The sequence below is a fragment of the Desulfonatronum thiosulfatophilum genome, from assembly GCF_900104215.1.
Classification (GTDB): domain Bacteria; phylum Desulfobacterota; class Desulfovibrionia; order Desulfovibrionales; family Desulfonatronaceae; genus Desulfonatronum; species Desulfonatronum thiosulfatophilum.
In genome coordinates this window covers 127,741-151,699 of record NZ_FMXO01000005.1, presented here as the reverse complement: position 1 = coordinate 151,699, position 23,959 = coordinate 127,741, and the positions used below count along the sequence as shown (strand labels likewise).

Genomic DNA, 23,959 nt, shown 5'->3' with positions numbered 1-23,959 from the left:
TTCGGATGGTTTGTCCATTTATCTCACAAGATTTGCAGGGCAATTTGGAAGCTCATTCGTCACTACTGAGTTGCGTTCCGGTTGTCTCGATTATTTTGGCCTCGCAAATTCTTCGCCGACTTGTGCATCGAACATTGTTGATAAGATAAACTTTCAGGAGATCACCTTGCAGGCTGACAGACCGGTCACATAAGGTTGGATCAGGCTATTACGTAATGACTACCTACGTTTTTCTCCCTCCCATGGCCAGGGTCAGCGGCGGACTGGCCGTACTGATGCAGATGGCGGAACACCTGCATCAATCCGATTTCAAGGTCCGCATCGTGCCCAGGGAATCTGGCCGCCCGGTGTTGCCGACTTGGCTTTCAGTGCCGGCTGTGGACTGGAATCGCCTGGAGTTGCGTGAACAGGACATCTGGCTGGTTCCCGAAGGCTGGGTCAATGCCCTGACCCCGGGATTGCAGGCTTCGGCAAAATGCGTGGTGTACGTTCAGAACTGGGCGTATCTGTTTTCCAGCCTGCCGAACGGGGTATCCTGGCATGACCTGCCGGTCTCGTTTCTGGCCGTCTCCCGTCCCGTGGCCTGGTTCATCGAGCAGACTCTGGGCCGCAAGTGTCCGGTCCTGCGGCCGGGCATCGACCGCTCGATCTTTCACCCCCCGCTCCGTAAACCTGACGGTCCTCTTCGAGTGGCCTACATGCCCCGCAAGAACAAGGCCCAGGTCGAGATGATCCGGGCGATCATCACCGCGAGGAATCCGGGCCTGTCGCTTCCGGACAAACTGCTCTGGGAGGAAATTCATGGGCAGGACCAGCATGGGGTAGCCCGCGTTCTCCAACGCGCGCATATTTTTCTGGCCACGGGCTATCCTGAAGGTTTTTCCCTGCCGCCCCTGGAGGCCATGGCCTGCGGCTGCCTTGCGGTGGGATTCACCGGCTTCGGAGGATGGGAGTACATGACCCAGATCGAGCAGGAGGGATGGCGTCCCTGGTGGCCCATCCCGACCAGCCCATGGCCGGGCAACGGGTACTGGGTTCCGGACGGCGACGCCCTGGCCGCGGCCCTGGCACTGGAGAGAGCCGTCCGGCTCTGGACAGACGCCGCCGTCCAGGAACGGGAACAGGCTTTGCGGGCAGGACAACAGACAGCCCAGGCCTTCGACCTGGATGCTCAGCGCGGGCAGGTGATCGATGTGTGGCGGGGAATCAATGCGTAATAACGCGGGAGGAAGAAGCGCCGGGTGAGGACTGGGCCTCCAGGGTTTGGACCAGATGGTCCATCTGCCTGCCTACCTGGCTTTGCAGAGACATTTCGCGCTCCACGGTGGTGATGCCCTTGATCACGGTGGAATGTTTGCGGTTGAAGGCCTCGCCGATGTCCTTCAGGGACATTTCCGTGTGTTTGCGAGCCAGGAAAAAGATGGTGTTCCGGGCAAGAACATTCTCTTTTTTCCGGCTTTTAGTGCGCAGGGCTTCGTGGGACAGATTGAAGGACCGGCAGACGAAGGCGATGATGCTTTCCAGATCTGGCCTGGCCGCGGACGGTGCATAGTTGCGCAGAATCTCCAGGGCAAGGCCGTGGGAAATCCGCTGATTCATCAATCTGGCCTTGATTACCAGATTCTGCAGGCAGTTCTCCAGGAGCCGGATGTCGTTGGGAATGGAGTTGGCAAACAGTTCGTTGACGTCCTGGGGAATCTGCACCTGAAACACCTTGGCCTTGGCCTCCAGGATGCGCATCCGGGTTTCGAAATCCGGTTTTTCAATGACCGCCATGAATCCGTCGCAGAACTGGGAAGCCAGCTGTCCGTCCAGCTTGGGCAATTCCCGGGGCAGGAAGGAACTCGTAAAAATAACCTGTTTGCCCATGGAACGCATGGACTTGATGGTTGCCAGCAGTTCTTCCTGGGTCTTTTCCTTGCCTTGCAGGAAATGGACGTCTTCCAGCAGCAAAACGTCCGCGCCTTCCCGGAAGCCGGCCTTGAACGTCTCCATCTCCCGGCGCTTCAGGGCCATGACCATGCGACAGGCGAAGTCCTCGGCACTGAGATACGCCAGCCGGACCTTGCTCCTGTTCCTGCCGCCTTTTTCAGCCAACTCCCGACCGATGGCCTGTAAAAGATGGGTTTTCCCAAGGCCAGGAGCGGAGCAGATGTAGAATTGGTCCGTGACCAACTGCTGCCGGCAGATGCTCCTGGCAGCGCTGAAAGCCAGTTCATTGCTCGGGCCCACCACGAAATCCTGGAAGGAAAAACGCCAGCCGGTTGCATTTGCCGATCCTGTCTTGCATCCCGCGAATCCGCCCGGCAAGCTGGTCCCGGCAGGACCTCCGTTTTCCGCTGCGGCCGGGGAGACATGCACCACGGGCAACTGAGGCGTCATGGACATGGGGAGGGTATGCTGCTGCATGCGTTGCGGAGCGGAGCATTCCGTACGTCGATCCCCATTGGAAGCACTGACGATCCGCACGCGGACATCACGCGTGGAAACTTGACGCACGGCATGTTCAATAGCCTCGAGATAGCGGCTCTTGACCCATGAAACCACGAAGCCGTTGGAGGCGGTCAGGGTGAGCCCGTTGTCGTCCAGAGAGGACTGCAGGGGGATCAACCAAGCCCGGACGTGTGCCGGATTTATTGATTTTTGAAGAATTTCAAGAGTTTTTTTCCAGATGACGCTCATGGACGTGAGTCTTACGCTCATTGAAGATCATGAGGCAAGGCGCGAATCATCCTTTTTTCAAACTCATCAAAACATTTTTAATTACTGCAAGTCATTATAAAAATTCATATTTTATACTTGACTTTCCTAAGTCTTTAGATAATCGGCATAAATTCGAAAGATGGGGTAAATCATGTATCCGCAAGGTAATCCCAAGGTATCCTGAAATTCCGACTAAGACGCTTGGTTTACGAAAGAAGAATATTCTCAATTTTTCTCATTTTTACTCCAATTTCCAAAAAGACTGTTATATTGCATCATCATGACAAGACATGGAGTGTTCCTGCTTGTCCGGATTATTTGGCATCGCTTGTGGCTCGATGTTCTGAAGCCGATGAAAAGTTGCGAGGCCGAAAAATCAGGACAGCCGGAACAAGGATGAGTCGTTGCTCCGTGAAAAGTTTCTTGTACCAAAATGAAAAAGCGGCCCGAGCGCTTGCCCGAGCCGCCATGCGACATCAACCGGTCCAGCTCTGCGAAAATCGTCAGGCCTGAGCACTTCCCTGTTTCTTGTCCGAAGCCATGCCCACTCCGGAAATTCCCGTTTCTTCATCGGACTGCGTATCCGACGTGCCGGCCTGGCCTTCAATTGCCGGCGCACTCACCGCAGGCAATGGATCCTTTCCCGATTTCGACTGGTCCTCGTCAGTTGAGGAACGATTCGATTTTGGGTTGTCCTCCTGACCTTCCTCGCGATGCCACTTGAACTCTAATTCAAATTTTTCCTTGTCTTTTTTCGAGGAAGCCTTGACCTCCACCTCTATGGTTCGGGTCGGGCACAAGGTAACGAATTGATCGTCCTGACGCACGCAAATCTGTCCTTTTTTCAAGCTGGCGATCAAGTCTTCGAGATAGTTCACGAGCTGACTCTTTTCCATGACGCCTTCGAATTTGACTTCATCTTTCGACATGATTCCTCTCCTCTTTGAGTTTTAGATCAGCGACAACAACACCTTCAGCAAACGTTTTGCCTCCAACTTGATCTCCTGTTCATCGTCGACAAGCGGCATGGCCAGCACCTCGATGCCGAGTTTTTGTACAGCCGCGACATCAACCGGCTGGGCGTACCTGTCTAGATGGGAGTCCAACAAAACGACATTGATCAGCTTGTTCACCGGCGGCTCCCCAACGCTGGATTTGCGCAGATACCGGAGCAAAGTAGTCACATTATCGGCCAGGGTCATTCCGAACTGCTCCGGATCGGCTCCGGTATTCGGAATATACACCTTCGGGCAATCATTTTCGGAAACGGCCTGGCCCACGCCATCCGGCAACACATTCGCAATGACGCTGGAATAAAAACTGCCCATGGGAAAACAGATCAGGTCGGCCTGCACGATCAGGTCACGGACGTGATTTCGAATTCGTGCTCGCGCAGGCTCGATGGATGTCGGATTCCGGTTGATCCAGATCCGCTTGATCCTCGAGGATATCGGCGGCACTTCCTTGCCCGTGAGCAGATGCTGTCCAATAATATGCGTCCCATTTTCCAGTTCAGCGGCCAGGTGCAGATCCTCGTCCAGAACCGGAAGCACTTCCCCCAGGACTTCAGCCAGTTTGCTGAAGAGAAAGATAATCGTATCAATGTTCCGCTGACCGGCAAGGTAACCCGCGGCAAGAATCAGGTTTCCGATACTAGCTCCGCGAAGATCGAAATTTTGGGGCATGTGCTCCAGGAAGATGCCCAGATGATCTCGCACCATCGATCCCATGGGGTCTGGAATGCGCTGCATCAACAGATGCTCTCCAGAAGCCAGGCTTTGCAAATGTTGCCGCAACAGCTCGGGGTCTTCGAAAAGAGACAGTCGGTGCGCAAACAGCTTTCGTACTTCAGGATTTCCCTTCACGCTCTGATCCGTAAGAGCCATTAACCGGCTACGCAGATCACCCACGGCGGGCATCCGGAAAACCTTGCGCAGCTTTGCCGAACTGCCTCCGGAATCAAAAGGCGTTACCAGGTGGATCGAATTGTGGGTGAACTGCACGAGATCCCTGCTCAAGGGGTTGAGTGCGGTCCCCCCGCTGAAAAACAGAATCCGTGGCCCGAATTCCGGCGCTTTGAGGCTCCGGGCCAGGCGCAACTCATCGGGAACGTCCGCGGTGCGAGTGATCCGAATGTTCTTCAAGCGAAACCTCGTCCTGGACAGATCATCGGTCGGTATCGGCGATTTATACGCGGACGCATTCTTGTTTCACCATTGAACAGCCCGGAAGATCAAAACATTGTTTTCCCGCCTCTCGAAAAGAGAGCACGGCAGAAGAAAAACGCCCATCGTCAAAAGTACTTTTCAGCAAATATCCCTTCGCATGCAATCATGGACCGAGTCTCGATTATGTGGCCTCGCTTTGTCTGACTGAGCCGGAATTTGCTCATCCCGCGACCAGTCCTCATACCTCATGTATGGCGACACCATTCCAGAATTGGCGGATAGCGCAGAGGGATATGTACACATATGCCGCAAAGTCGACGAAAATCTGCGAGGTTGCAAATCGAGGCAAGCCAGATTTGCCTGAATTGTTACGTCAAGTAATATCTTTGGCAATACCAGAGTAGGGTATTACAAAAACCAGGCCATCCAAAACATCATTCAGAACTTCGGTTCGCGTGATGAACCTCGCCGTCGTTTTTTCCGGTTTCATGTCGAACTTGATCAATCTTTGCGGTTCCAGCGCAAGCTGCGTCTCATTCCACGATAAGCGCAGGTCGCCGTTGAGGAAACACATCGCTCATCGCGATCAGATACTTGCCTATGGAGCCCAATCCCGCAGGGATTCATATCGATAATTTTCGTCCATGTTCGGTTTCACTTCATTTCTCCTGCCCATCGTTACTGGTTAAACTTGGCAAGTTTCGAAATAGCTTGTTCTTAATCATATCTTTGGGGACAACCCGTTCATGAGCTGCCTACAGCAGCAACTTCTCAGCCAGAATCCGGGAAAAGCGGAAGACTTTCACGTTCACGTCGGTCTTTGGAAGCCAGTTGAAGGCATCCCTCAAATTCAGGATAAGTTTAGCATAGGTCATCATGACCAAAAAATGAAACAACTGGCTAAAACGGCGGTTCATCCGGCTCAACCTTGCACATATTATGTTGTCCAGCCTGGAGCAGCGAGAAACCTCTTTGCAAGAACAAGCTGACGACGGTGGATTGTTCATCCACTGCCCTTCTGATTTAAACCGAAGTGCCATTGATATGGAAAAGATAATCCATGTATTTTGCAATGGCGATCTGATATTAAAATGCAAAAAGTGTAATTTCAAATCAAATTTTAATTTCTAATCACAATATTTCTGAAATATTGATGTGTAATCACCAATAGAAACAATAGGTTCATCAGTAAGTTGTCCAATTTTGCTTAATTCTACGTTCCAAATAATCAAAAGGTCAGGACATTATTTACTGAAAAATACTCGGAACCTCTTCAATATAGTTGATGTACATTCACATATTTTTTGATGCTGCGAGTCCTGCATATTGATCGCAATGTCGCCAAAGCAAGACAATTCTGGCCCTCGACAGATCTTGCATCGGGCCGACACGAAGACGCCACTCTAGGAAACATCCAAAACGGGATGAAAAAAGGTTTCCGCCATATAAATGAAAAAAAGGTGGGAACGGAGACAAATTGCCCTCATGCTCAAAATAAAATCCCATTCAACTTCAAAATTCTTCAAAAAAGTTGCTCAGTTTGCCATTCATTATCAAAAACTCACAAATTTTACACAAAATAGCATAAATTTACAAAATCTATTTATATTAATTATTAGCATTAATACTATATTCATATCTTCTAATATAATTTCTTGGTTTTGAATCATAATTTTATGTAAAACTAAAGTAAATTATAAATAAAATACCTTTTGATCATTTCAAATTACATAAATTTAATTGCTTCCAATTCAGCCATGGATAGCTCGAATCCATTGTTCAGAAAATCCATGTTGACTTGGCAATTCAGTTCATGTATTTAGATGAATGAACGTGTTCATTTTTTCTTTTTTTTAAGATCATATAATAATCATAGAGGATGGAGTTGATGTCTGAGAACCCCAAGGAGCCGAAGATCAGAATAGAACATCTGACGAAAATTTTCGGCTCCCAATCGAAGGAAGCCCTCAAAATGCTCCAGCATGGAGCGGGCAAGGATGAAATATTAGATAAAACAGGATGTGGAGTTGGAGTGGCGGATGCCAGCTTTACCGTGGCCCCGGGTGAAATAGTCGTGGTCATGGGCTTGTCCGGCAGTGGCAAGTCAACCCTTGTCCGCTGCATCAACCGACTAATCGAACCAACTGCCGGCAAAATCTTTATAGATGACGAGGATATTACCGCACTGCCCGTAGACAGGCTCCGCCAGGTCAGGTTGACCAAGTTGGGTATGGTTTTCCAGAACTTCGCCCTCTTCCCGCATCGTACAGTCTGCCAAAACGCGGAATACGGCCTGGAAATTCAAGGCCTTGACCCCGCCAAGCGCCGGGAAAAGGCCATGATCGCCCTTGAACAGGTCGGCCTGAAAGGCTGGGAAGACTATTACCCCGTAAACCTCTCCGGCGGCATGCAACAGCGGGTCGGATTGGCTCGTGCTTTGGCCCTGGACCCGGACATCCTGCTCATGGATGAGGCGTTCAGCGCCCTTGACCCTCTGATCCGCGGAGACATGCAGGACGAATTGATCAACCTGCAAAGCAGAATGCATAAAACCATCGTGTTCATCAGCCACGATCTGGACGAAGCACTCAAGCTGGGGGATCGGATCGTGCTGATGAAGGACGGCGCCATTGTTCAAATCGGCACCGCCGAGCAGATCCTGACCAATCCGGCCAATGATTACGTGGCCCGGTTCGTGGAGAATGTGGACATCACCAAAGTGCTGACCGCGGAATCCGTGATGATCAAGCCCAAAGCCGTGGTCTTCCTGTCGGCCCACGGTCCGAAATCCGCTTTGCGGTTCATGCAGAAACAGGGGCTCTCGCAGATTTTCGTTCATGACGCGGAACAGAACGTCATCGGCTACGTCACCGCGGATACGGCTTCCGAGGCTTCATCGCGAGGCGAGACCGAACTCCATCGTATCATGCAAACCGATTTCGTCAGCGTGCTCCCCGAGACGCCGGCAGCGGAACTGATTCCGATAATGGCCGACCTGCCCTACCCGTTGCCGGTGGTCAGTGCCGACCGCAAACTTCGGGGCGTGATCATCCGCGGGTCGCTGCTGGCTGCCTTGGCCGAACGAGGGAGGAACAACAATGCCTAAAATACCCATTGGCGCAACCATTGAAGCATTCATCGACTTCCTGGTCACCAACTTCGCCTTTCTGACCATTGCCTTTACCAGGATCATGGAAAACGTGATTCGGGTCATCGAAAACGGCTTCCTGTTCCTTCCTCCCTGGCTGTTCATCCTGGCCGCCACGGGATTGACCTTTTGGCTGACCAGGAAACGGGGCATTGCCCTCTTCACCTTGCTGGGCCTGGCGCTCATCTGGAATATGGGGCTCTGGGTCCCCACGATCAGCACCATCACCCTTGTACTGATCGCCACCCTCACCGCGCTGAGCATCGCTATTCCCATAGGCATTCTGGCAGCCCTGCACAACGGCATCAACCGGCTCGTCCAGCCGGTGCTGGACGTGATGCAGACCATGCCCGCCTTTGTCTACCTGATTCCCGCAATCCCGTTTTTCGGCCTGGGCAAGGTGGCGGCGATCTTCGCCACGGTGATCTTCTCCATGCCCCCGGCCATTCGCCTGACCTGCCTGGGCATCAAGCAGGTTCCCCGCGAGCTGGTGGAATGCGCCGACGCCTTCGGCTCCACGAAATGGCAGAAACTGTTCAAACTGCAACTGCCTCTGGCCACGCCGACCATCATGGCCGGTGTGAACCAGACCGTCATGCTCGGTTTGTCCATGGTGGTCATTGCGGCCATGATCGGCGCCCGGGGTCTGGGCGGCGAAGTCTGGCGGGCAATCCAACGCCTGCAGATGGGCAATGGATTCGAGGCCGGTCTGGGCATTGTCATCGTGGCCATCATATTGGACCGGGTCCTGCAGCATTTCGGGACCCAAAGCAAACGCTGATCCGGTTACAGCCCTATTAACCTAAGGATGTCAGCATCCTGATAACCTAATCGCACCTTCAAGGAGGTAGAAGTATGAATCATGGAAAACTGTTGCAACTCATCTTGGCCATCGTGGCCTGTCTCGTACTGACTGCAGGAAGTGTTTCGGCCCAGGACAAGTCCGTGCGCATCGCCTATGTGGAATGGGACTGCGCCGCGGCCAGCACCCATGTGGTCCAGGCAGCCCTGGAAGAAATGGGATATGAAGTGGAAATTCTGCCCGTTGCCGCGGCGGCCATGTGGCAGGCTGTGGGTACCGGCAACGTGGACGGGATGGTTACCGCATGGCTGCCCGTCACCCATGCCGACTATTACGAACGGGTCAAGAACAATGTCGAAGACCTGGGCCCCATTGTCGGCGGCGCCAAATTGGGCTGGGTCGTTCCGTCCTACGTGACCATTGATTCCATTGAAGAAATGAACGACCATGCGGATCGGTTCAATCGCCGGATTATCGGTATTGATCCCGGTGCGGGCCTGATGCGTCTGTCCGAGGAAGCGGTCGAGGAATACGGCTTGACCAGATTCACACTGGTGGAGGGCAGCGATGCCACCATGACGGCCGCCTTGAGCAATGCCGTGGACCGCAATGAATGGGTCGTGGCCACTGCCTGGTCCCCGCACTGGAAGTTCGGCGTCTGGGACCTGAAATATCTGGACGATCCCAAGGGAATCCTGGGCGGCGAGGAGCGCATCCATACCATCGTCCGCAAGGGCCTCAAGGAAGACAAGCCGGAAGTCTACAATTTCCTGAACAACTTTGCCTGGGAAGATCCCAACCAGTTGCAGATGGTTATGGCCTGGAACCAGGAACCCGGCTCCGACCGCATGGAAAATGCCAAGCGTTTTCTGCGGGAGAACAAGGAACAGTTCGAGAGCTGGAAGCAGTAAGTTCCACGGACTTGCTTGCTCCTCTTGAGCACGACAAAGGCCGCCTAAAAAAGGCGGCCTTTGTCGTATGGAGCTATAGCATTCAAGGCGCTCCCTCCAACATCAAGGGGCAAGTTGTACACCGCACAGGCAGGTTTTGGGCTTTATTGAAAGTTCAGAGCATATCAAGCCGGGTCGCCACCCACTCCGCAATACTGGCGTACGATTCGATCCAAATCCTGAAACCGCACCGGCTTGGCCAGGTAGTCGTTCATTCCGGCCTGGAGAAACCGTTCCCTGTCACCAGGCATGGCTTTGGCCGAAAGAGCGATAATGGGAATGTTTTTCTTTTTGCCCAAAGCCCTGGAGGAGCGGATGGCTTTCGTGGCTTCAATTCCATCCATGATCGGCATCTGAACGTCCATGAGAATGCAGTCATAGTCTTCATGAACCAACATATCCAGAACCCTGCGGCCGTCTTCGGCCAATGCGACGCGGTAGCCGGCTTTTTCCAGCAGCAACTGAATCGGAACCTGATTGATGGGATCATCCTCGGCGTAAAGGATGTTCACGTCCCCAATGTTTCGGCGCGATTTCGATACACGGACTGATTTCCCGTTGACAACGCCAGGGATTACAAACGGCAGAAGGACATGAAAAGTTGTTCCCTCGCCTGGAGCGCTTTCGACAGCAATCGTCCCGTTCATCAATTCCACCAACCGCTTGACGATGGTCAGCCCCAGACCCGCGCCTTGGTATTTGCGGGTGGTGGTGCTGTCGCTTTGGACAAACGGCTTGAACATTTCATCGAGCTGATCTTCGGGCATTCCGATTCCGGTATCCGATACCGAAATCAACAGGCGCAAATGATTCTCCCTGTTTAATCCCACGGGCGACATCTCCACGACAACCCGCCCTTTTTCGGTGAATTTGAGCGCATTTCCGACCAGGTTGAAAAGAATCTGGCGGACTCGAACTTCATCGCCGAACAGTATGCCAGGAATGGACGGATCGTATGTACTATCCAGAGCGATATTCTTTTTCTCCGCTGTGGCTGAAAAGAGATCCATGACCGAATCCCCCAGATCCCGCAGGTTCACCTTGTCTTGGCGGATCTCCAGCAGTCCGGATTCAAGGCTGCTGATATCCAGGATATCGGACAACAAGGTGGTCAATCTGTCCGCGGATGTGAGCGCCATGTCCACAAACCGTTTCTGGTCCGGAGCAAGCGGTGTGGACTGCATGAGCTGCATCAGGCCCATGATGCCGCTGAGCGGAGTGCGGATCTCATGGCTCATGTTCGCCAGAAACGTATCCTTTGCCTCATTGGCGGCCTCCGCCACCTGCTTGGCAGCGACAAGGGCCTCATACGCGGCTTTCTTCTCCCGGCGATTCGCGACTTCCTTGAGTTCTCGCCTGACCGCCGGCACCAGTCTGGCCAGCTTGTCCTTCATGATGAAATCATGAACCCCGGCCTTCATGGCCTCAACCGCCGTTTCCTCGCCGATGCTACCGGATACGAGAATAAATGGGATGTCCAGGCCGCTGCGCTTCAAAACCTCAAGAGCCTGAAACGAATTGAATTCGGGCATGACATGGTCGGAAATGATCAGGTCCCAGGGTTCCGCTGTCAGGGCCTGTTCCATGGCCTGAGTGGTTTCGACTCTGGCGTATTCCAGACTGAATCCGGCATTTTTGAGAGCCCTGACGACCAGCATGACATCGTCCTCGGAGTCTTCAACGATCAATACACGCAAAGTGGACATTATGCACAGCCCTCCCTTTGGACTGGCGGAGATTCATTCAGGACAAGCCAGTAAAGACCAATTTGTCGAACGGCCTCCATGAACTGCTGAAAATCCACCGGCTTGCGAATATAGCTGTTCGCGCCCAGGCTGTATGTTTCCAGGCGATCCCGCTCCTCAGTGGAGGAGGTCAGCATGACAACCGGCAGCAATCTCGTGGATTCGTTGGCCCGAATATGGCGGAGCACTTCGATGCCGTCCATGCGTGGCAGCTTGATGTCCAGAAGGATTACCTGCGGTTGATTGCCAAGGTTCCTTCCGGCATGCGCACCCCGGCCGAAAAGATAATCCAGGGCTTCCACGCCGTCCTCCGCGACCACGAGTTCATTCAAGATGTTGTTCTTCTGCAACGCCCGCCGGGTAAGCAGAACATCGTCAGGATTGTCCTCCACCAAGAGAATGATTTTACTGGACACAGCATCTCCTTATCAAGACATGTTGCCGGACTTGCGAATTTTCCCGCAAACGGCTGGTCGCCATCCTTCTGACGTTGATCATTCCCGTTCCCGGTTGTTGCCGTCCTGGCTTGGGATAGGAAGCGTGAACCGGAATGTTGCCCCCTGGTCCGGCTCGGCTTCGGCCCATATCTTGCCGTTATGCCGCCGAATGATCCGGGCAGTGGTGGCCAGACCTATTCCTGTCCCCGGAAAACGTTCAAGAGAATGAAGCCGCTGAAAGGCGATGAACAGTTTATCGGCATACGCCATATTGAACCCGGCTCCATTGTCCCTGAGAAAAAAAACGGGCTCGTCGTTCAAAAGCTGCCGGCCGAATTCGATTCTTGCCGGGGAACGATAGCGGGTGAATTTCCAGGCATTGTCCAGAAGGTTTTCCATGACGATGCGGATCAGGGCTGGATCGGCATGGGCGAGCAGTTCATCCTGAACAACGGTTTCCACATTGCGTCCCGGATCCATCACGGCATGACCACGAAGAATTTCTCGAGCCATCAGGCTGAGATCCACGTTTGTCATGGCCAACTCGGCTCTGGAGACACGGGACAGCTTCAAAAGGTCGTCGATCAGTAGCCCCATGCGCTGGCCGGCCTTGATCACGCGCTGCAAATAGTCCCTGCCCGTCGCGTCGAACCGGTCGTAGTAATCCTCCAACAGGGCCTGGCTGAATCCGACGATGCTGCGCAACGGCGCGCGCAGGTCGTGGGATACGGAATAACTGAAAGCCTCCAGTTCCCTGTTGATCTCTTCCAGCTGAATGGTGCGCTCCTGAACTCTTTGCTCCAGTTGCAGATTCAGCTCTCTCAGCTCTGTTTCCACCCGTTTCAACTCGGTGATGACTTCGCTATAGAGAACAATCCCGCCAATGGAGCCGTCCGACGCAAACCATGGGCGGCACTGCCACCGAGTGTGTTCCAGATTGCCATCAGGGCGGAAAAATGAATCATCGTCATTTTGCAAAACTTCTCCGTGCAGAGCTCTGCGATGAACATCTTTCCATTTTTCCGGTATTTCAGGAAATATTTCGTAATGGTGCCGACCGACCACATCCTCCTTGATGCCGTAATCATCAAGATAACGCTGGCTGACGTAAATATACTTCAATTCACGGTCATGCACGGCAATGGCGCTTGGATCGTGATGGATGACATAATGCATCAGATCATGCCGGAACTGGATTTTCTCCTGCGCGAGCACCCGCTCCGTCACGTCCATGGAAATGACACCGACCAATTCGACGCGATCCTGGTCCACTTCAACAGGAAACAGACAGGTCTCATAGAATTTCTCTTCCGTTTCGGAATCGACCTTATCCACCACCATGAATGAACTGTTGGTTTCAATCACCTTGGTAATACGCTGCTTGAAGGTTTCCACGACGTCTTGCGCATAGAACCGATCAAATTTCTGTCCGACGATCATTGCCGGTTCTTTGCCGATGATTTTGGCAAGTTCGCGCGAAACCAGAACAAAATGACCCTGCCTGTCCACTAACGATATCAGGTTCGGGCTGTTTTCAAGGATGGCGGTGACCAGAGCCAGATTTCTGCGCAACTCCTGTTCATTCCTTCTTCTGTCAGTGACGTTCTGGGCAAAGACAACTGCTCCGTCCTGCTCCTGAAAACGCAGGGGAACGGCATTCACCTCGACAGCCAGCTCTCGTCCATCACGGCTGAGATGGACCTGTTCTTGACTGGGCACGGTGTTTCTTTCGTTGAGCAGGCGGATTTTTTCCCGGACATCTTGATGGTGAGCGGGATGAACGACATCAAGAACTGAAGATCCGAGCAGATCTTCCGGAGACTCGGCTCCATAGAGTTCCTGAGCCTCCTTGTTCAAATAGACAAACATACCTTCCGTCTGGATGAAGATAGGAAGCGGAGCATTATCCACCAAATCGCGGAATCGTCTCTCTTGCTGAATCAATTGGCGGGATTTCTGCTCCAGAAGCAGGACCTGTTTTCGGAGAATGAAATACAGCAGGAAGGCCGTGACAACAACAAACATCCACCCTTTGTACGTCTGAAAAAAACGCACTTTTTCCGGATCAACTACGATCATGGCCAGCAGGGCGTCCGAGAAAAAAATCCACATGCCCGCGAACAGGGCGTACAGGATTGCCGTCCGGGAAGAGATATGCAGGTTGAGTTGACGGCTGATTTCCGGCATGGATTGTTCACTGACTTTACTGACGGAAAGGGATTTCCGCGGTAAGAGCGACACGAAGGACCAGGCTCGTTTGTATTGTAATGGACAGCATTTCGTATTCGTATTCGATGAGGGCTTTCTGTGCAAGCTTGTTTTAACTCTACAAACATTCCGTTATGGTGCATCAACCGGATATCCCATTGTGCATCCGAAAGATTATCGATAAACAATCACTTTTCACGTGAACCCCACCAATACTTGTCGCACTTTGATCCATGGATACCCAACGCACGGCATACGCATACGGCTTGGCCACGGTCCTGCTCTGGTCCACCGTGGCCTCGGCCTTCAAGATTTCCCTGCGCCACGTGGATCACGTCCAACTGCTCTGCGTTTCCACCCTTGTTTCCACCCTGACCCTGTTCGCCGTTCTGGCCGCCCAAGGCAAGCTGGGTTTCCTGCGCACCCTTTCCGGCAGGGATCTGTGGCGCTCGGCCCTGTTGGGCCTGCTCAATCCCTTTTTGTACTATCTGATCCTGTTCAAAGCCTACGATCTTCTTCCGGCCCAGGAAGCCCAACCTCTGAACTACACCTGGGCCATCACCCTGGCTCTGCTCTCCATCCCTTTGCTCGGCCAGCGCATTACCGGCCGGGATTTCCTGGCCATGGGCGTCAGCTACCTGGGCGTGCTGACCATCTGCACCCGCGGCGACATCCTGGGCCTGTCCTTCGCCGATCCTTTTGGCGCGGGCCTGGCTTTGGGCAGCACCGTGATCTGGGCCCTGTACTGGATCTTCAACACCCGGGACGAGATGGACCCGGTTCTGCGGTTGTTCTTGAACTTCGCCTTTGGATGTCTCTACATCATTCCGGTGACCTTCCTTGTTTCCGATCCTCTGGCCGTCAGCCTGCCCGGTCTGCTGGGAGCGGCCTATGTGGGCGTGTTCGAAATGGGGATCACCTTCATCTTCTGGCTCAAGGCCCTCAAACTCTCCCGAACCACGGCCCAGGTGGGCAACCTGATCTACTTTTCCCCGTTTCTCTCGCTGATTTTCATCCGCGTCTTTGTCGGAGAGGAAATCTTGACGTCGACCATTGCCGGCCTTGTCCTGATCATTCTGGGAAACGTGATCCAGAAACGATCCGGAGCCTGATATGCAACCCACTCTTCAACAACGCTGCACCAAGATCTACCAACGCCTCCATGCCCGCTATCGCCTGCCGGCAAGCATGCTCGAATGGCATAATCCCTGGGAACTGCTCGTGGCCACGGTTCTGGCGGCCCAGTGCACGGATGCCCGAGTGAACATGGTTACACCGGTCTTCTTTCGGCGCTGGCCCGGACCGGCTGAGCTGAGCACGGCGCCGGTCGCTGAAGTCGAACAAATGGTGCGTTCCACCGGTTTTTTCCGCCAGAAAGCCAAGAACCTGGTTGCGACGGCAAGAATTATCGTCCATGAATATGACGGCCGGGTCCCGGAAACCATGGCGGAACTGCTCACCCTGCCCGGTGTGGCCCGCAAGACCGCGAACATCGTCCTGTCCAATGCGTTCCATAAACACGAAGGCATTGCCGTGGACACCCACGTCCGCCGCCTGTCCTTTCGCCTGGGACTGACCATCTCCACCAATCCAACGATCATCGAACGGGACATGATGCAGCTTTTTCCACGAGAACAATGGGGCGAGATCAACCATCTTCTGGTCCTCTACGGCCGGGAGATCTGCCGGGCACGCAAGCCGCTATGTTCCGAGTGCGTGCTGGAGGATCTTTGTCCGCGAAATGGTGTGGTTGGGTGATGGGGCTATGGGCTATGGGCTATGGGCTATGGGCTATGGGCTATGGGCTATCTCACAATAACCCAAGAACGCTGTCAAAAATGAGATGTTGTCCTCTGTCGATATCGCAATCGAAATCGCAATCGTAATCGAATCTTCTATCCGAAATTATCGATCCATTCATTGATCCGGTTTATTCGATGACTACTTCCGTTTCCCATCACTATCCCGACTGCGACTGCGACTGCGATTTCGATTTCGATTGCGATTGCGATTGCGATTCGAGTGGATGCGTGAGTTTTGTTTCTAATATGTAACCTTCGGATTTGTTGAGTTTAAAATGACGAACACTGGCGATTTCCACATCCTGGGCACGGACGGGCAGGCTCGGTGCGCTGAACTGACCACGGCTCACGGGACCATCCGCACTCCGGTCTTCATGCCCGTGGGCACGGTGGGCTGCGTCAAGGCCCTGAGCCCTGACGATCTGACAGCGCTCAAGGCCCAGATCATCCTGGGCAATACGTATCATTTGTACATCCTGCCCGGCGATGAACTGGTCGCCCGCAGGGGGGGGCTGCATACTTTTTCGGGATGGGACGGCCCGATCCTCACGGACAGCGGTGGCTTTCAGGTCTTCAGTCTGCAGGGGCTGCGCAAGATCAGCGAGGACGGGGTGGAGTTCCGTTCTCACCGGGACGGCTCGAAACACTTCTTCTCGCCGGAAAAAGTGGTTTCCATCCAGCGCAACCTGGGATCGGACATCATGATGGTCCTGGATGAATGCGTGCCCTACGGCGCGGACAAGGAATACACCGCCCAGTCTCTCGGGCTGACCACCCGTTGGGCTGCGCGTTGCCGAGCGGCCTATCCCCAGGGAAGCGGCAACCAGCTGCTCTTCGGGATCGTCCAGGGCGGATTCTTCCAGGATCTGCGCAGCGAAAGCGCCCGTCAGATCTGCGATCTGCCTTTTGACGGTTATGCCATCGGCGGGCTGAGCGTGGGCGAGTCTAAGCCTCTGATGCTGGATATCATGCGCCACACCGCCCCCCTGCTCCCCGCGGACAAGCCCCGGTATCTGATGGGCGTGGGCACGCCCATGGACATCCTGGACGGCATCGAAGCCGGCATTGACATGTTCGACTGCGTCCTGCCCACCCGCAACGCCCGCAACGGCACGCTGTACACATCCCTGGGCAAGGTGAACATCAAGCGCGCCGAGTACAAGGAGGACGACAGACCGCTGGACCCCAACTGCGACTGCTACGCCTGCACCCGGTTTTCCAGGGCCTACCTCCGCCACCTGTACACCGCCCGGGAACTGCTGGCCTACCGCCTGAACACCATCCACAACCTGCATTATTTTCTGACATTGACCCACGGCGCGGCACAGGCCATACTTCAGGGCAGATTCGCAACCTACAAAGCCGAGGTGCAAGCCGTTCATGCCCATGCCGAGTGAACTGAGCCCTGACCAATACGAGATGCTTCTGGAAGAGGCCAGCGTTCCGGAGCACTCCATCCATTACATGAAGGCCGTATCCGGCGGACGGCCATTTCTCCTGAACGACTATCTCTTTCTGCACGCCGAGGACTGGCTCCTGGCCGTGGGCTATCCTGTCCGACGGAAGGATAATTCTCCCGAGACCACCGAAATTTTTGACCAGGCTTTACGCGAGGCCCGCCGCGCAACCGGCGCCACGAGTTGCTGGGCCATCTGCCCGGCCCTGCCCGAACGACTCCACCTGTATCGCACCAACCAGGACCAATACTACGTCCTGCCCGCCGACAGCCCGATTCCACCGCGTCTCTCCCGCCTGGCGGAACAGGCCGCGGCCCGGCTGACCGTGGACCGGGGAACCGCATTCACCGCGGCCCACCGTCGCCTTTGGGCCGAATTCACCGGCCGGGTCGCCCTGCCGCCCTCGGTGCATGAGCTTTACGCCCGTACGGAGAGTGTTCTCCCCCAGTGTCCGGACCTGTTCCTGCTCAATGCCTGGGACGATCAGGGAAATCTCGCCGCCTGCCTGCTGCTGGACGTCTCGCCAAAACGGTTTCTGAACTATCTGCTGGGTGCACATTCACGCCTGAACTATACGCCCTACGCATCGGACCTGCTGTTCCGGGAAATGATCCGGATCGCACGGGATGGCGACAAGGATTATCTGCACCTGGGGCTGGGCGTAAACCCCGGCATTCGCCGGTTCAAGGAAAAATGGGGCGCTGTGGCCAAGACTCCCTACGAGATGGCCGAGTGGAACGAACCGCCGGATTTTCGCGACGACCTGAGCGATTTGATGCGCACCGTCGTCCACCTGCCCAACGTCCAGATGACCAGGGAACAGTATTGGAACAGCCTGCCCCCCCAGCGCCCGTACCGGCTGATCTGGGAACTGGAAAAGAACGGCAGAACGTCCTGGATCGGCGGAACCGCGCATTTTTTCTGCTGCAGCTTCGAGAGTTCCATGCGCCGGCTGTTCGAAAAGGTGGATACCGTAATTTTTGAAGGCCCCTTGGACCAGGAGAGCCTGGACCACGTCGCCCATATCGGCCAGACGCCGGATTCGGACTCTCCCCGGCTGATCCAGGCCATGACTGAGGACGATGTGCGCAAGCTGGAACGGGTGGTACTCGGCCCCCGTGGCTTCTGGGCCAGACTGTTGGGCACGGAAGATCCCAACCCCATCGACGTCCGCCATTATCTATCGGACACCCGCCACTGGTACGCCTTTTTCTCGCTTTGGACGCATTTCCTGCGCCGCCACGACTGGAACCACTCCGTGGACCTGGAAGCTTGGCATCTGGCCCGAGAGATGGGCAAGGAAGTTCGGGAAATGGAAACCATCGCCGAACAGATCGAAACCCTGGAAAGCGTGCCCGTGGAGCGCATTGTTCGCTTCTTTCGACAATGCGGTCTCTGGAGGCGGTTCATCCGCCGGAACATGCGCGCCTATCTCAAGGGAGACCTGGAGGCCATGATGGGCACCAGCGCCGAGTTTCCCTCCCGCACGGATCTGGTCATTGATCGCCGCGACGCGCTGTTTCTGGAACGGATGCTCCCGCGCCTCGAAACCGGACGCTGCGCCGTTTTCGTAGGCTCGGCGCACATGTTCAATCTGCAATACATGCTGGCCGAAGCCGGGTTTGCGGTCCGCAAACTGCGAAAGATCTGATGATCGGCCCGTCCCGCCTGGATCATGTTGCCGCGAATGCCGTGGTTCCGGAACAGCTTGTCTGCTACGTCCGGACCGTGGCCGGCAGCACGCCGCGCCAATTCGATTCCTGCCTGGGCTACGAATCTCCTGACGATTTGGTGCTCATCGGCTATCCCCTGCACGATCCTCTGGACGAACAGGCTTTGCTTCACTCAGTGGATCTGGCCCTGGAATCCGCTACGGCTCCGAGAATCACCGTGATCGCGGCGACGCGCCCGAAACAGGCCCCGCCCCAATCAGCGGACCATGATCATGCCTCCCAAAATTCCGATGACGGGAACGACGCATATCTGTCGTTGCCCATTCCCATGCCGGCTCCGGGTCAAAAACTGCGTAATCTTCTGCGCCGGGCCCGGAGGGAGGTGGTTCTGGATCAAGGCCGAACCCTGGACCAAGACCATCTGGCCCTGATTGACCGCTACCTGGAATCCCGCGACCTGGAACCCGGAATCCGCCACATTTTCCGCCGCATTCCGGAATACGTTCAATCATGCCCTGGCGCCCTGGTCGTCTCGGCCCGCATGGCGGATCAAGAAGCGCCCCGGAAGGCCGATGCCCAGCCGCTGGCGGGGTTTGTCGTGGGAGACTTCACTTCTCTGAGCACGGCCTTTTACATGTTCGCCTTTCGCAACCCGGACATCGCCCCGCCGGGCACGGCGGACCTGCTCCTGCACGCCCTGCTCCAGGAAGGCGCCCAACGCGGCCAGATCCGCATGAACCTGGGACTGGGCATCAATCCGGCCATCCGCTTCTTCAAGCAAAAATGGGGAGCCGAAGTCTTTCTGCCCTGCGTGGAAACAACCTGGAACCTCCGCCCGAAAGGTTGGCTGGGGCGGTTGCGACACTGGGGAAAGCGCTGATGCTTGATCGATCAGACGGATAGCCGGGGTAGCAAATAGGGCATGCCGATGCTGGACATCCATGAAGAGCTGTTCCATGTCCGTTTCCGAACTGGAAAGAGAAAACATCAGGTATACCTTGCGCGGCGAGTTGGCATAAGCTTCGAGCCAAATCCATGACCTTAATTGACACGAGACCTCAAAAGAAGGAGCAACAAGGCCCATGGCCACAGCCATCGAGCAAATCTATCAGATGATCTGGGATCATGAGCAGCGGTTCTTTAGGGAGCTTGCCCAACAGGTGGTGGAAAAGCCCAGGCTGACCATCTGGCGAATCCTGTTTCCGCCTCTCTTGATCTATCATTACCGCAAGATCCAGGAACACAAGGCAGATCTGGAGACCTTCAGCAAGGGGGTGCTCCGATCAAAAATCCTGGCCATGGAATCGGCTTTGGAAGAAGTGACCACTGGCAAGAAGGATAACGGATATAAAAGCGCCTTTGGCGCCAAGGCGCCGGAGACCGCACCCGGTGAGCTTCGCCTGCGAAACGCCCAGATCGCCGAGGTGGAATTGCTGAAGGGACATTACCTGAGGGTTCTGCGCAATCAGGGATCAACCTACCCGACTCTGATTCGGAAGACATACAAGACCAGCGGTGAATACCGCCGTTTTCTGACCGAACTGACCCAGGCCGAAAAGGCCGTTCAGAAGGAAGTCCTGCACCTCCACCAGACCAGCGAACCAGCCCAGGCCGTCAGCCGCAAGATGCAGGAGATTGCCAAATCCTTGCGGGACGCGGAGGTAAAAACCTTCTTTGGGTGATCAATTCGTAACGGAAGCGACCATTGAAATTCAGGGCGCTCACCCTGATCTGTCCTTGCGGAGTTGTCCAAACGTGGTTGGCAAGCGAAACTGTCCGGAGGGTAAAGCACCTCCGGCGCGGAAAGTTGATTTGGCTCAAATCGCAATACTTTATTCCTGCGCGTGCTGAGGGTCTGTTCTATTCGAGCTTGCGGTACAGCGTACGGCGATGGATGTCGAGGACAGCGGCGGCACGGCGCTTGTTGCCGTTTACAGCGTTCAAGACGTGTTGAATGTAGTGTTGTTCGGCCTGGGCCAGGGAGGGCAGGTGTTCGCCATCTGCGGCCATGGCCGCTAAAAGCCGGGCCGGTTTCAGGGAGAGCTGGCCGCCATCGTCCCTGATTCGGCTGGGAAGGTGTTTGGGCAGGATGGTGGTCCCGTCGCAAAAGGTCACGGCCCGTTCCACGGCGTTTCTCAACTCTCGCACGTTGCCGGGAAATGGATAGGTATTGAGTAACTCCAGGGATTTTTGATCAAAGTAGTGTATGTTTTTGCCCATCTGGATGCTGAATCGTCGCAGAAAGCGACCGGCCAGCAGTTCCAGATCTTCGGCGCGTTCTCGCAGAGGCGGGAGTCTGAGGGTGAATGTCTCCAGACGAAAAAAGAGGTCCTCGCGAAATCTTCCAGCATCGACCTCCTGCTCCAGGTTGCGATGAGTGGCAGCCACGGTGCGGACATTGACCTGTTCCTCCTTGTCCGCTCCCACGGGACGCACTTTGCCGTCCTGGAGGATGCGCAGCAGTTTGGCTTGCAGAAATAGAGGCATTTCGGATATCTCGTCCAAAAACAGAGTGCCGCCTTCTGCTTCGATGAACAGTCCCCGCCGGGCCTTGCCCGCACCTGTGAAAGCTCCGGCTTTGTGGCCGAAAAACTCGCTTTCCAGCAACTGTTCCGGGATGCCGGCGCAGTTCACGGCTTGAAACGCTCCTTTACGCCGCGGACTTGCCGCATGCACCGCCCTGGCCACCAATTCCTTGCCTGTTCCCGACTCCCCCAGGATCAGCACAGGTCCATCGGCTTGAGAAACGCGTCTGATCTGTTCGAACAGGCCGCGCATGGCCGAGCTTTGACCAACCATGCCGTGGAAAGCGTCCTGGCTCAGATAATCCCGAACGACTTGGACCTCCTGGCGCAACGCCCTGTTTCTCAATACACGAACCACCGTCAAGGTGAAGTGATCGAGATCCAGCGGCTTGGTCAAGAAATCCTCAGCCCCGGCCTTGAGCGCCTCCACGGCCTTGGAAATACTTCCGAAGGCCGTGATCAAAAGAAAATCAGGAGCATTTTTTATCTCCTTGCTTTTGACCTGTCGCAACAGTTCCAGACCATCAATCCCCGGCAATCGCATGTCGCTGACCACCAACTCCGGTTGCCATTCCTGGATCACGGAAAGGGCCTTTTCGGCACTGTCCACCCATCGGGGCGCCAGTTCGTGGTCTTGCAGTTCCTGGCTCAGTAACTGTCCGAAAGACCGATCGTCTTCGACGACCAGGACCTTGCTGCCGCTGAAGTGCTGTCCTGTTTGGCGTGATGTCATGCTCATCTCTCTCCTAACCACGGATCGTGGGTTCGTGGTCAACGGACAGCCAAATTCGAAAGAACGCTCCGCCCAACCGGCTCTTTCCGAACTCGATGCTCCCGCCGTGGTCCCGGAGAATACCATGGACCACGGCCAAACCCAGACCGGTACCATGGCCTACGCTTTTAGTCGTAAAAAACGGTTCGAACAGCTTGGTTTCTATCTCCAAGGGAATACCGGGACCGTCGTCATCCACCTGCATCCACGCCTGGTTTTCTTTTTTGCCACAAGAAACGACAGCTCGCCCTCCGGAGGCAGACTGGACTGCGTTGCGGATCAAGTTGACCAAAACCTGCTCCATGCGAACGCTGTCCAGGTTGATCTGAAGCGCCTCGTTTGCATTGCCCAAGGGGAAAACCGTCTCCAGGCAAGTCCGATGGTTTTCGGCATCTTCGCTTACAGCGGACACGGCGGAGCGGATCAATTGCGTCAAGCAGGTCGGCTTTTTGCGCAATGCGTTGCAACGGCTGAAATCCAACAGTTGGCGGATGATGTGTTCCATCCGATCCACTTCTCGACGAATGTCGCGTAGCGTCTCCACGATTTCCGCGTCCAGGGCGGACTTGCGAAGGACGCGTTGTGCTTTGCCGCTGACGACGCTCAAGGGCGTGCCCAGTTCATGAGCCACGCCTGCGGCCAATTCTCCGATCGCTGCCAGTTTTTCGGTTTGACGCAACTGGGCCTGCAACTGCATCTGTCGGATACGACGTTCTCGGAGTTCGGCTTTGGCCTCCTCAATGGTATCCAGCATCCGATTGAATTGTCGACCGATATTCACGATTTCCTTCGGGCCGTGCGGTTGAAGTCGATGGTTTTGATCGCCTTCAGCCACCCTGGACATGCTGTTTTCCAGGCTGGAGAGGTATTGGCCCAGAGCGCGGTGATGTCCGAAGAGGACGAGCCCGGACATGAACAACAATCCCAATCCCAAACCTAATGCGACGCGAGCACGAACAGCCCGAACGTCCTCCTGAATGTCGCTTTTTCGACGAGTCAATTGAAGCAGGCCGTTGATTCGCCCCCCAGAGTCGGTCAGTGGCACGAAGTACGAGAAAACCTCTCGTCCTGCCACGTTGCCGTACTCCCCGCGCTGCTTGCCATCTGCGGCCAGCTCGGTCAGCCGTTCTTGCTCCGGAGTTGGTTCGCTTCGTCCGGCTGAGGCGATCCGGCGGCCCTGACGATCATAAACATATGCACTGTAAACTCTGCCGATGGAAAAGGCGGACTCCACCGCCCGCAGTACGCTACCTTGGCGTTTCAGCTCCATGGAATGACTGAGCGGCAACTGAATCGCCCTGGCCACCAATTCCAGATCTTTTTGCATACGGTGCTCTATGTTCCGCTCCACGAGCTGCAGGAGCAGGTATCCAGTCAGTCCCATCGCCATGGCCAAAGGCAGGATAACGGAGATGACAAGAGCTGAACGCAGACTGAAGTAATCGGATAATGTCGGAATACGATGGAGCAATGTTCCTCCTTATGGTGCAGGAATGGATTTACACATGTGACTTTTTTATACATGCCAAGAGAGCACATCTCAAGGCTATTTTTTTGAACGATTCATTG

General features: G+C 55.0%; 19 protein-coding genes. 10 read left to right on the top strand and 9 right to left on the bottom strand.

Annotation, left to right across the window (positions count from 1 at the left end):
• Positions 1-215: 215 nt before the first annotated feature.
• Entirely contained in the window at positions 216-1,217 is a 1,002-nt protein-coding gene (locus tag BLP93_RS05605) for a glycosyltransferase (RefSeq protein WP_092118320.1), read from the top strand.
• Here the strand turns inward: BLP93_RS05605 and BLP93_RS05600 are convergent.
• From BLP93_RS05600 to BLP93_RS16895, 4 genes are all read right to left on the bottom strand, one after another.
• Positions 1,207-2,703 carry a DnaA ATPase domain-containing protein gene (locus BLP93_RS05600; protein ID WP_244148650.1) on the bottom strand — a complete coding sequence of 499 codons (1,497 nt, stop codon included), beginning with the start codon at positions 2,701-2,703 and terminating at the stop codon, positions 1,207-1,209. The genes BLP93_RS05605 and BLP93_RS05600 overlap by 11 nt on opposite strands.
• A gap of 503 nt (positions 2,704-3,206) precedes the next feature.
• On the bottom strand, positions 3,207-3,632 hold the full coding sequence (locus BLP93_RS05595) for an amphi-Trp domain-containing protein (protein ID WP_092118314.1): 426 nt from the start codon (positions 3,630-3,632) through the stop codon (positions 3,207-3,209).
• Between the two features lie 21 nt (positions 3,633-3,653).
• The gene (locus BLP93_RS05590) at positions 3,654-4,847 is read right to left on the bottom strand and encodes a GAK system CofD-like protein (RefSeq protein ID WP_208596575.1); all 1,194 of its coding nucleotides are present in this window, start codon (positions 4,845-4,847) and stop codon (positions 3,654-3,656) included.
• Between the two features lie 779 nt (positions 4,848-5,626).
• Entirely contained in the window at positions 5,627-5,788 is a 162-nt protein-coding gene (locus tag BLP93_RS16895) for a hypothetical protein (RefSeq protein ID WP_153304278.1), read from the bottom strand.
• Between the two features lie 971 nt (positions 5,789-6,759).
• On the opposite strand from BLP93_RS16895, the gene BLP93_RS05580 reads away from it, so the two are divergent.
• From BLP93_RS05580 to BLP93_RS05570, 3 genes are all read left to right on the top strand, one after another.
• Positions 6,760-7,977 carry a quaternary amine ABC transporter ATP-binding protein gene (locus BLP93_RS05580; protein WP_208596574.1) on the top strand — a complete coding sequence of 406 codons (1,218 nt, stop codon included), beginning with the start codon at positions 6,760-6,762 and terminating at the stop codon, positions 7,975-7,977.
• Positions 7,970-8,800, top strand: coding sequence for an ABC transporter permease (locus tag BLP93_RS05575; RefSeq protein ID WP_092118306.1), 831 nt, complete (start codon positions 7,970-7,972; stop codon positions 8,798-8,800). The genes BLP93_RS05580 and BLP93_RS05575 overlap by 8 nt, the downstream gene beginning before the upstream one ends.
• A gap of 74 nt (positions 8,801-8,874) precedes the next feature.
• Complete coding sequence (locus BLP93_RS05570; protein WP_092118303.1) at positions 8,875-9,732, top strand: glycine betaine ABC transporter substrate-binding protein; 858 nt, start codon at positions 8,875-8,877, stop codon at positions 9,730-9,732.
• A gap of 164 nt (positions 9,733-9,896) precedes the next feature.
• On the opposite strand, the gene BLP93_RS05565 is transcribed toward BLP93_RS05570, so the two are convergent.
• The 3 genes from BLP93_RS05565 to BLP93_RS05555 form a co-directional block, all read right to left on the bottom strand.
• Positions 9,897-11,477: a response regulator gene (locus BLP93_RS05565; RefSeq protein WP_092118300.1), complete on the bottom strand. Its 1,581-nt coding sequence runs from the start codon at positions 11,475-11,477 to the stop codon at positions 9,897-9,899.
• On the bottom strand, positions 11,477-11,932 hold the full coding sequence (locus BLP93_RS05560) for a response regulator (protein ID WP_092118297.1): 456 nt from the start codon (positions 11,930-11,932) through the stop codon (positions 11,477-11,479). The genes BLP93_RS05565 and BLP93_RS05560 overlap by 1 nt, the downstream gene beginning before the upstream one ends.
• Before the next feature lie 78 nt (positions 11,933-12,010).
• The gene (locus BLP93_RS05555) at positions 12,011-14,140 is read right to left on the bottom strand and encodes a PAS domain-containing sensor histidine kinase (protein ID WP_092118294.1); all 2,130 of its coding nucleotides are present in this window, start codon (positions 14,138-14,140) and stop codon (positions 12,011-12,013) included.
• Between the two features lie 254 nt (positions 14,141-14,394).
• Here BLP93_RS05555 and BLP93_RS05550 point away from each other — a divergent pair, with 254 nt between their 5' ends.
• From BLP93_RS05550 to BLP93_RS05525, 6 genes are all read left to right on the top strand, one after another.
• The gene (locus tag BLP93_RS05550; protein ID WP_092118291.1) at positions 14,395-15,273 is read left to right on the top strand and encodes a DMT family transporter; all 879 of its coding nucleotides are present in this window, start codon (positions 14,395-14,397) and stop codon (positions 15,271-15,273) included.
• Between the two features lies 1 nt (position 15,274).
• Positions 15,275-15,919 (top strand): endonuclease III, encoded by a 645-nt coding sequence (nth, locus tag BLP93_RS05545; RefSeq protein ID WP_092118288.1) that lies wholly within the window; start codon positions 15,275-15,277, stop codon positions 15,917-15,919.
• A 319-nt stretch (positions 15,920-16,238) separates the two neighbouring features.
• Entirely contained in the window at positions 16,239-17,360 is a 1,122-nt protein-coding gene (tgt, locus tag BLP93_RS05540) for a tRNA guanosine(34) transglycosylase Tgt (RefSeq protein WP_092118285.1), read from the top strand.
• Positions 17,344-19,071, top strand: a complete 1,728-nt coding sequence (locus tag BLP93_RS05535; protein ID WP_244148649.1) for a TraB/GumN family protein — start codon at positions 17,344-17,346, stop codon at positions 19,069-19,071. The genes tgt and BLP93_RS05535 overlap by 17 nt, the downstream gene beginning before the upstream one ends.
• Positions 19,071-19,973, top strand: a complete 903-nt coding sequence (locus BLP93_RS05530; protein WP_092118282.1) for a hypothetical protein — start codon at positions 19,071-19,073, stop codon at positions 19,971-19,973. The genes BLP93_RS05535 and BLP93_RS05530 overlap by 1 nt, the downstream gene beginning before the upstream one ends.
• A gap of 202 nt (positions 19,974-20,175) precedes the next feature.
• Entirely contained in the window at positions 20,176-20,775 is a 600-nt protein-coding gene (locus BLP93_RS05525) for an NF038143 family protein (protein WP_092118279.1), read from the top strand.
• A gap of 178 nt (positions 20,776-20,953) precedes the next feature.
• Here BLP93_RS05525 and BLP93_RS05520 read toward each other — a convergent pair whose 3' ends face one another.
• Positions 20,954-22,351 carry a sigma-54-dependent transcriptional regulator gene (locus BLP93_RS05520; RefSeq protein WP_092118495.1) on the bottom strand — a complete coding sequence of 466 codons (1,398 nt, stop codon included), beginning with the start codon at positions 22,349-22,351 and terminating at the stop codon, positions 20,954-20,956.
• A gap of 13 nt (positions 22,352-22,364) precedes the next feature.
• A complete protein-coding gene (locus tag BLP93_RS05515) occupies positions 22,365-23,861 on the bottom strand; it encodes a sensor histidine kinase (RefSeq protein WP_092118276.1) in 1,497 nt (498 codons plus the stop codon).
• Positions 23,862-23,959 lie beyond the last annotated feature (98 nt).

Coding starts and splice junctions, on each gene's coding strand:
- BLP93_RS05580 (WP_208596574.1), top strand. CDS start 6,760: ATGTCTGAGAACCCCAAGGAGCCGAAGATCAGAATAGAACATCTGACG.
- BLP93_RS05605 (WP_092118320.1), top strand. CDS start 216: ATGACTACCTACGTTTTTCTCCCTCCCATGGCCAGGGTCAGCGGCGGA.
- BLP93_RS05520 (WP_092118495.1), bottom strand. CDS start 22,351: ATGACATCACGCCAAACAGGACAGCACTTCAGCGGCAGCAAGGTCCTG.
- BLP93_RS05565 (WP_092118300.1), bottom strand. CDS start 11,477: ATGTCCACTTTGCGTGTATTGATCGTTGAAGACTCCGAGGACGATGTC.
- BLP93_RS05525 (WP_092118279.1), top strand. CDS start 20,176: ATGGCCACAGCCATCGAGCAAATCTATCAGATGATCTGGGATCATGAG.
- BLP93_RS05595 (WP_092118314.1), bottom strand. CDS start 3,632: ATGTCGAAAGATGAAGTCAAATTCGAAGGCGTCATGGAAAAGAGTCAG.
- BLP93_RS05555 (WP_092118294.1), bottom strand. CDS start 14,140: ATGCCGGAAATCAGCCGTCAACTCAACCTGCATATCTCTTCCCGGACG.
- BLP93_RS05535 (WP_244148649.1), top strand. CDS start 17,344: ATGCCCATGCCGAGTGAACTGAGCCCTGACCAATACGAGATGCTTCTG.
- nth (WP_092118288.1), top strand. CDS start 15,275: ATGCAACCCACTCTTCAACAACGCTGCACCAAGATCTACCAACGCCTC.
- BLP93_RS05570 (WP_092118303.1), top strand. CDS start 8,875: ATGAATCATGGAAAACTGTTGCAACTCATCTTGGCCATCGTGGCCTGT.
- BLP93_RS05530 (WP_092118282.1), top strand. CDS start 19,071: ATGATCGGCCCGTCCCGCCTGGATCATGTTGCCGCGAATGCCGTGGTT.
- BLP93_RS05600 (WP_244148650.1), bottom strand. CDS start 2,703: ATGAGCGTAAGACTCACGTCCATGAGCGTCATCTGGAAAAAAACTCTT.
- BLP93_RS16895 (WP_153304278.1), bottom strand. CDS start 5,788: ATGAACCGCCGTTTTAGCCAGTTGTTTCATTTTTTGGTCATGATGACC.
- BLP93_RS05575 (WP_092118306.1), top strand. CDS start 7,970: ATGCCTAAAATACCCATTGGCGCAACCATTGAAGCATTCATCGACTTC.
- BLP93_RS05550 (WP_092118291.1), top strand. CDS start 14,395: ATGGATACCCAACGCACGGCATACGCATACGGCTTGGCCACGGTCCTG.
- tgt (WP_092118285.1), top strand. CDS start 16,239: ATGACGAACACTGGCGATTTCCACATCCTGGGCACGGACGGGCAGGCT.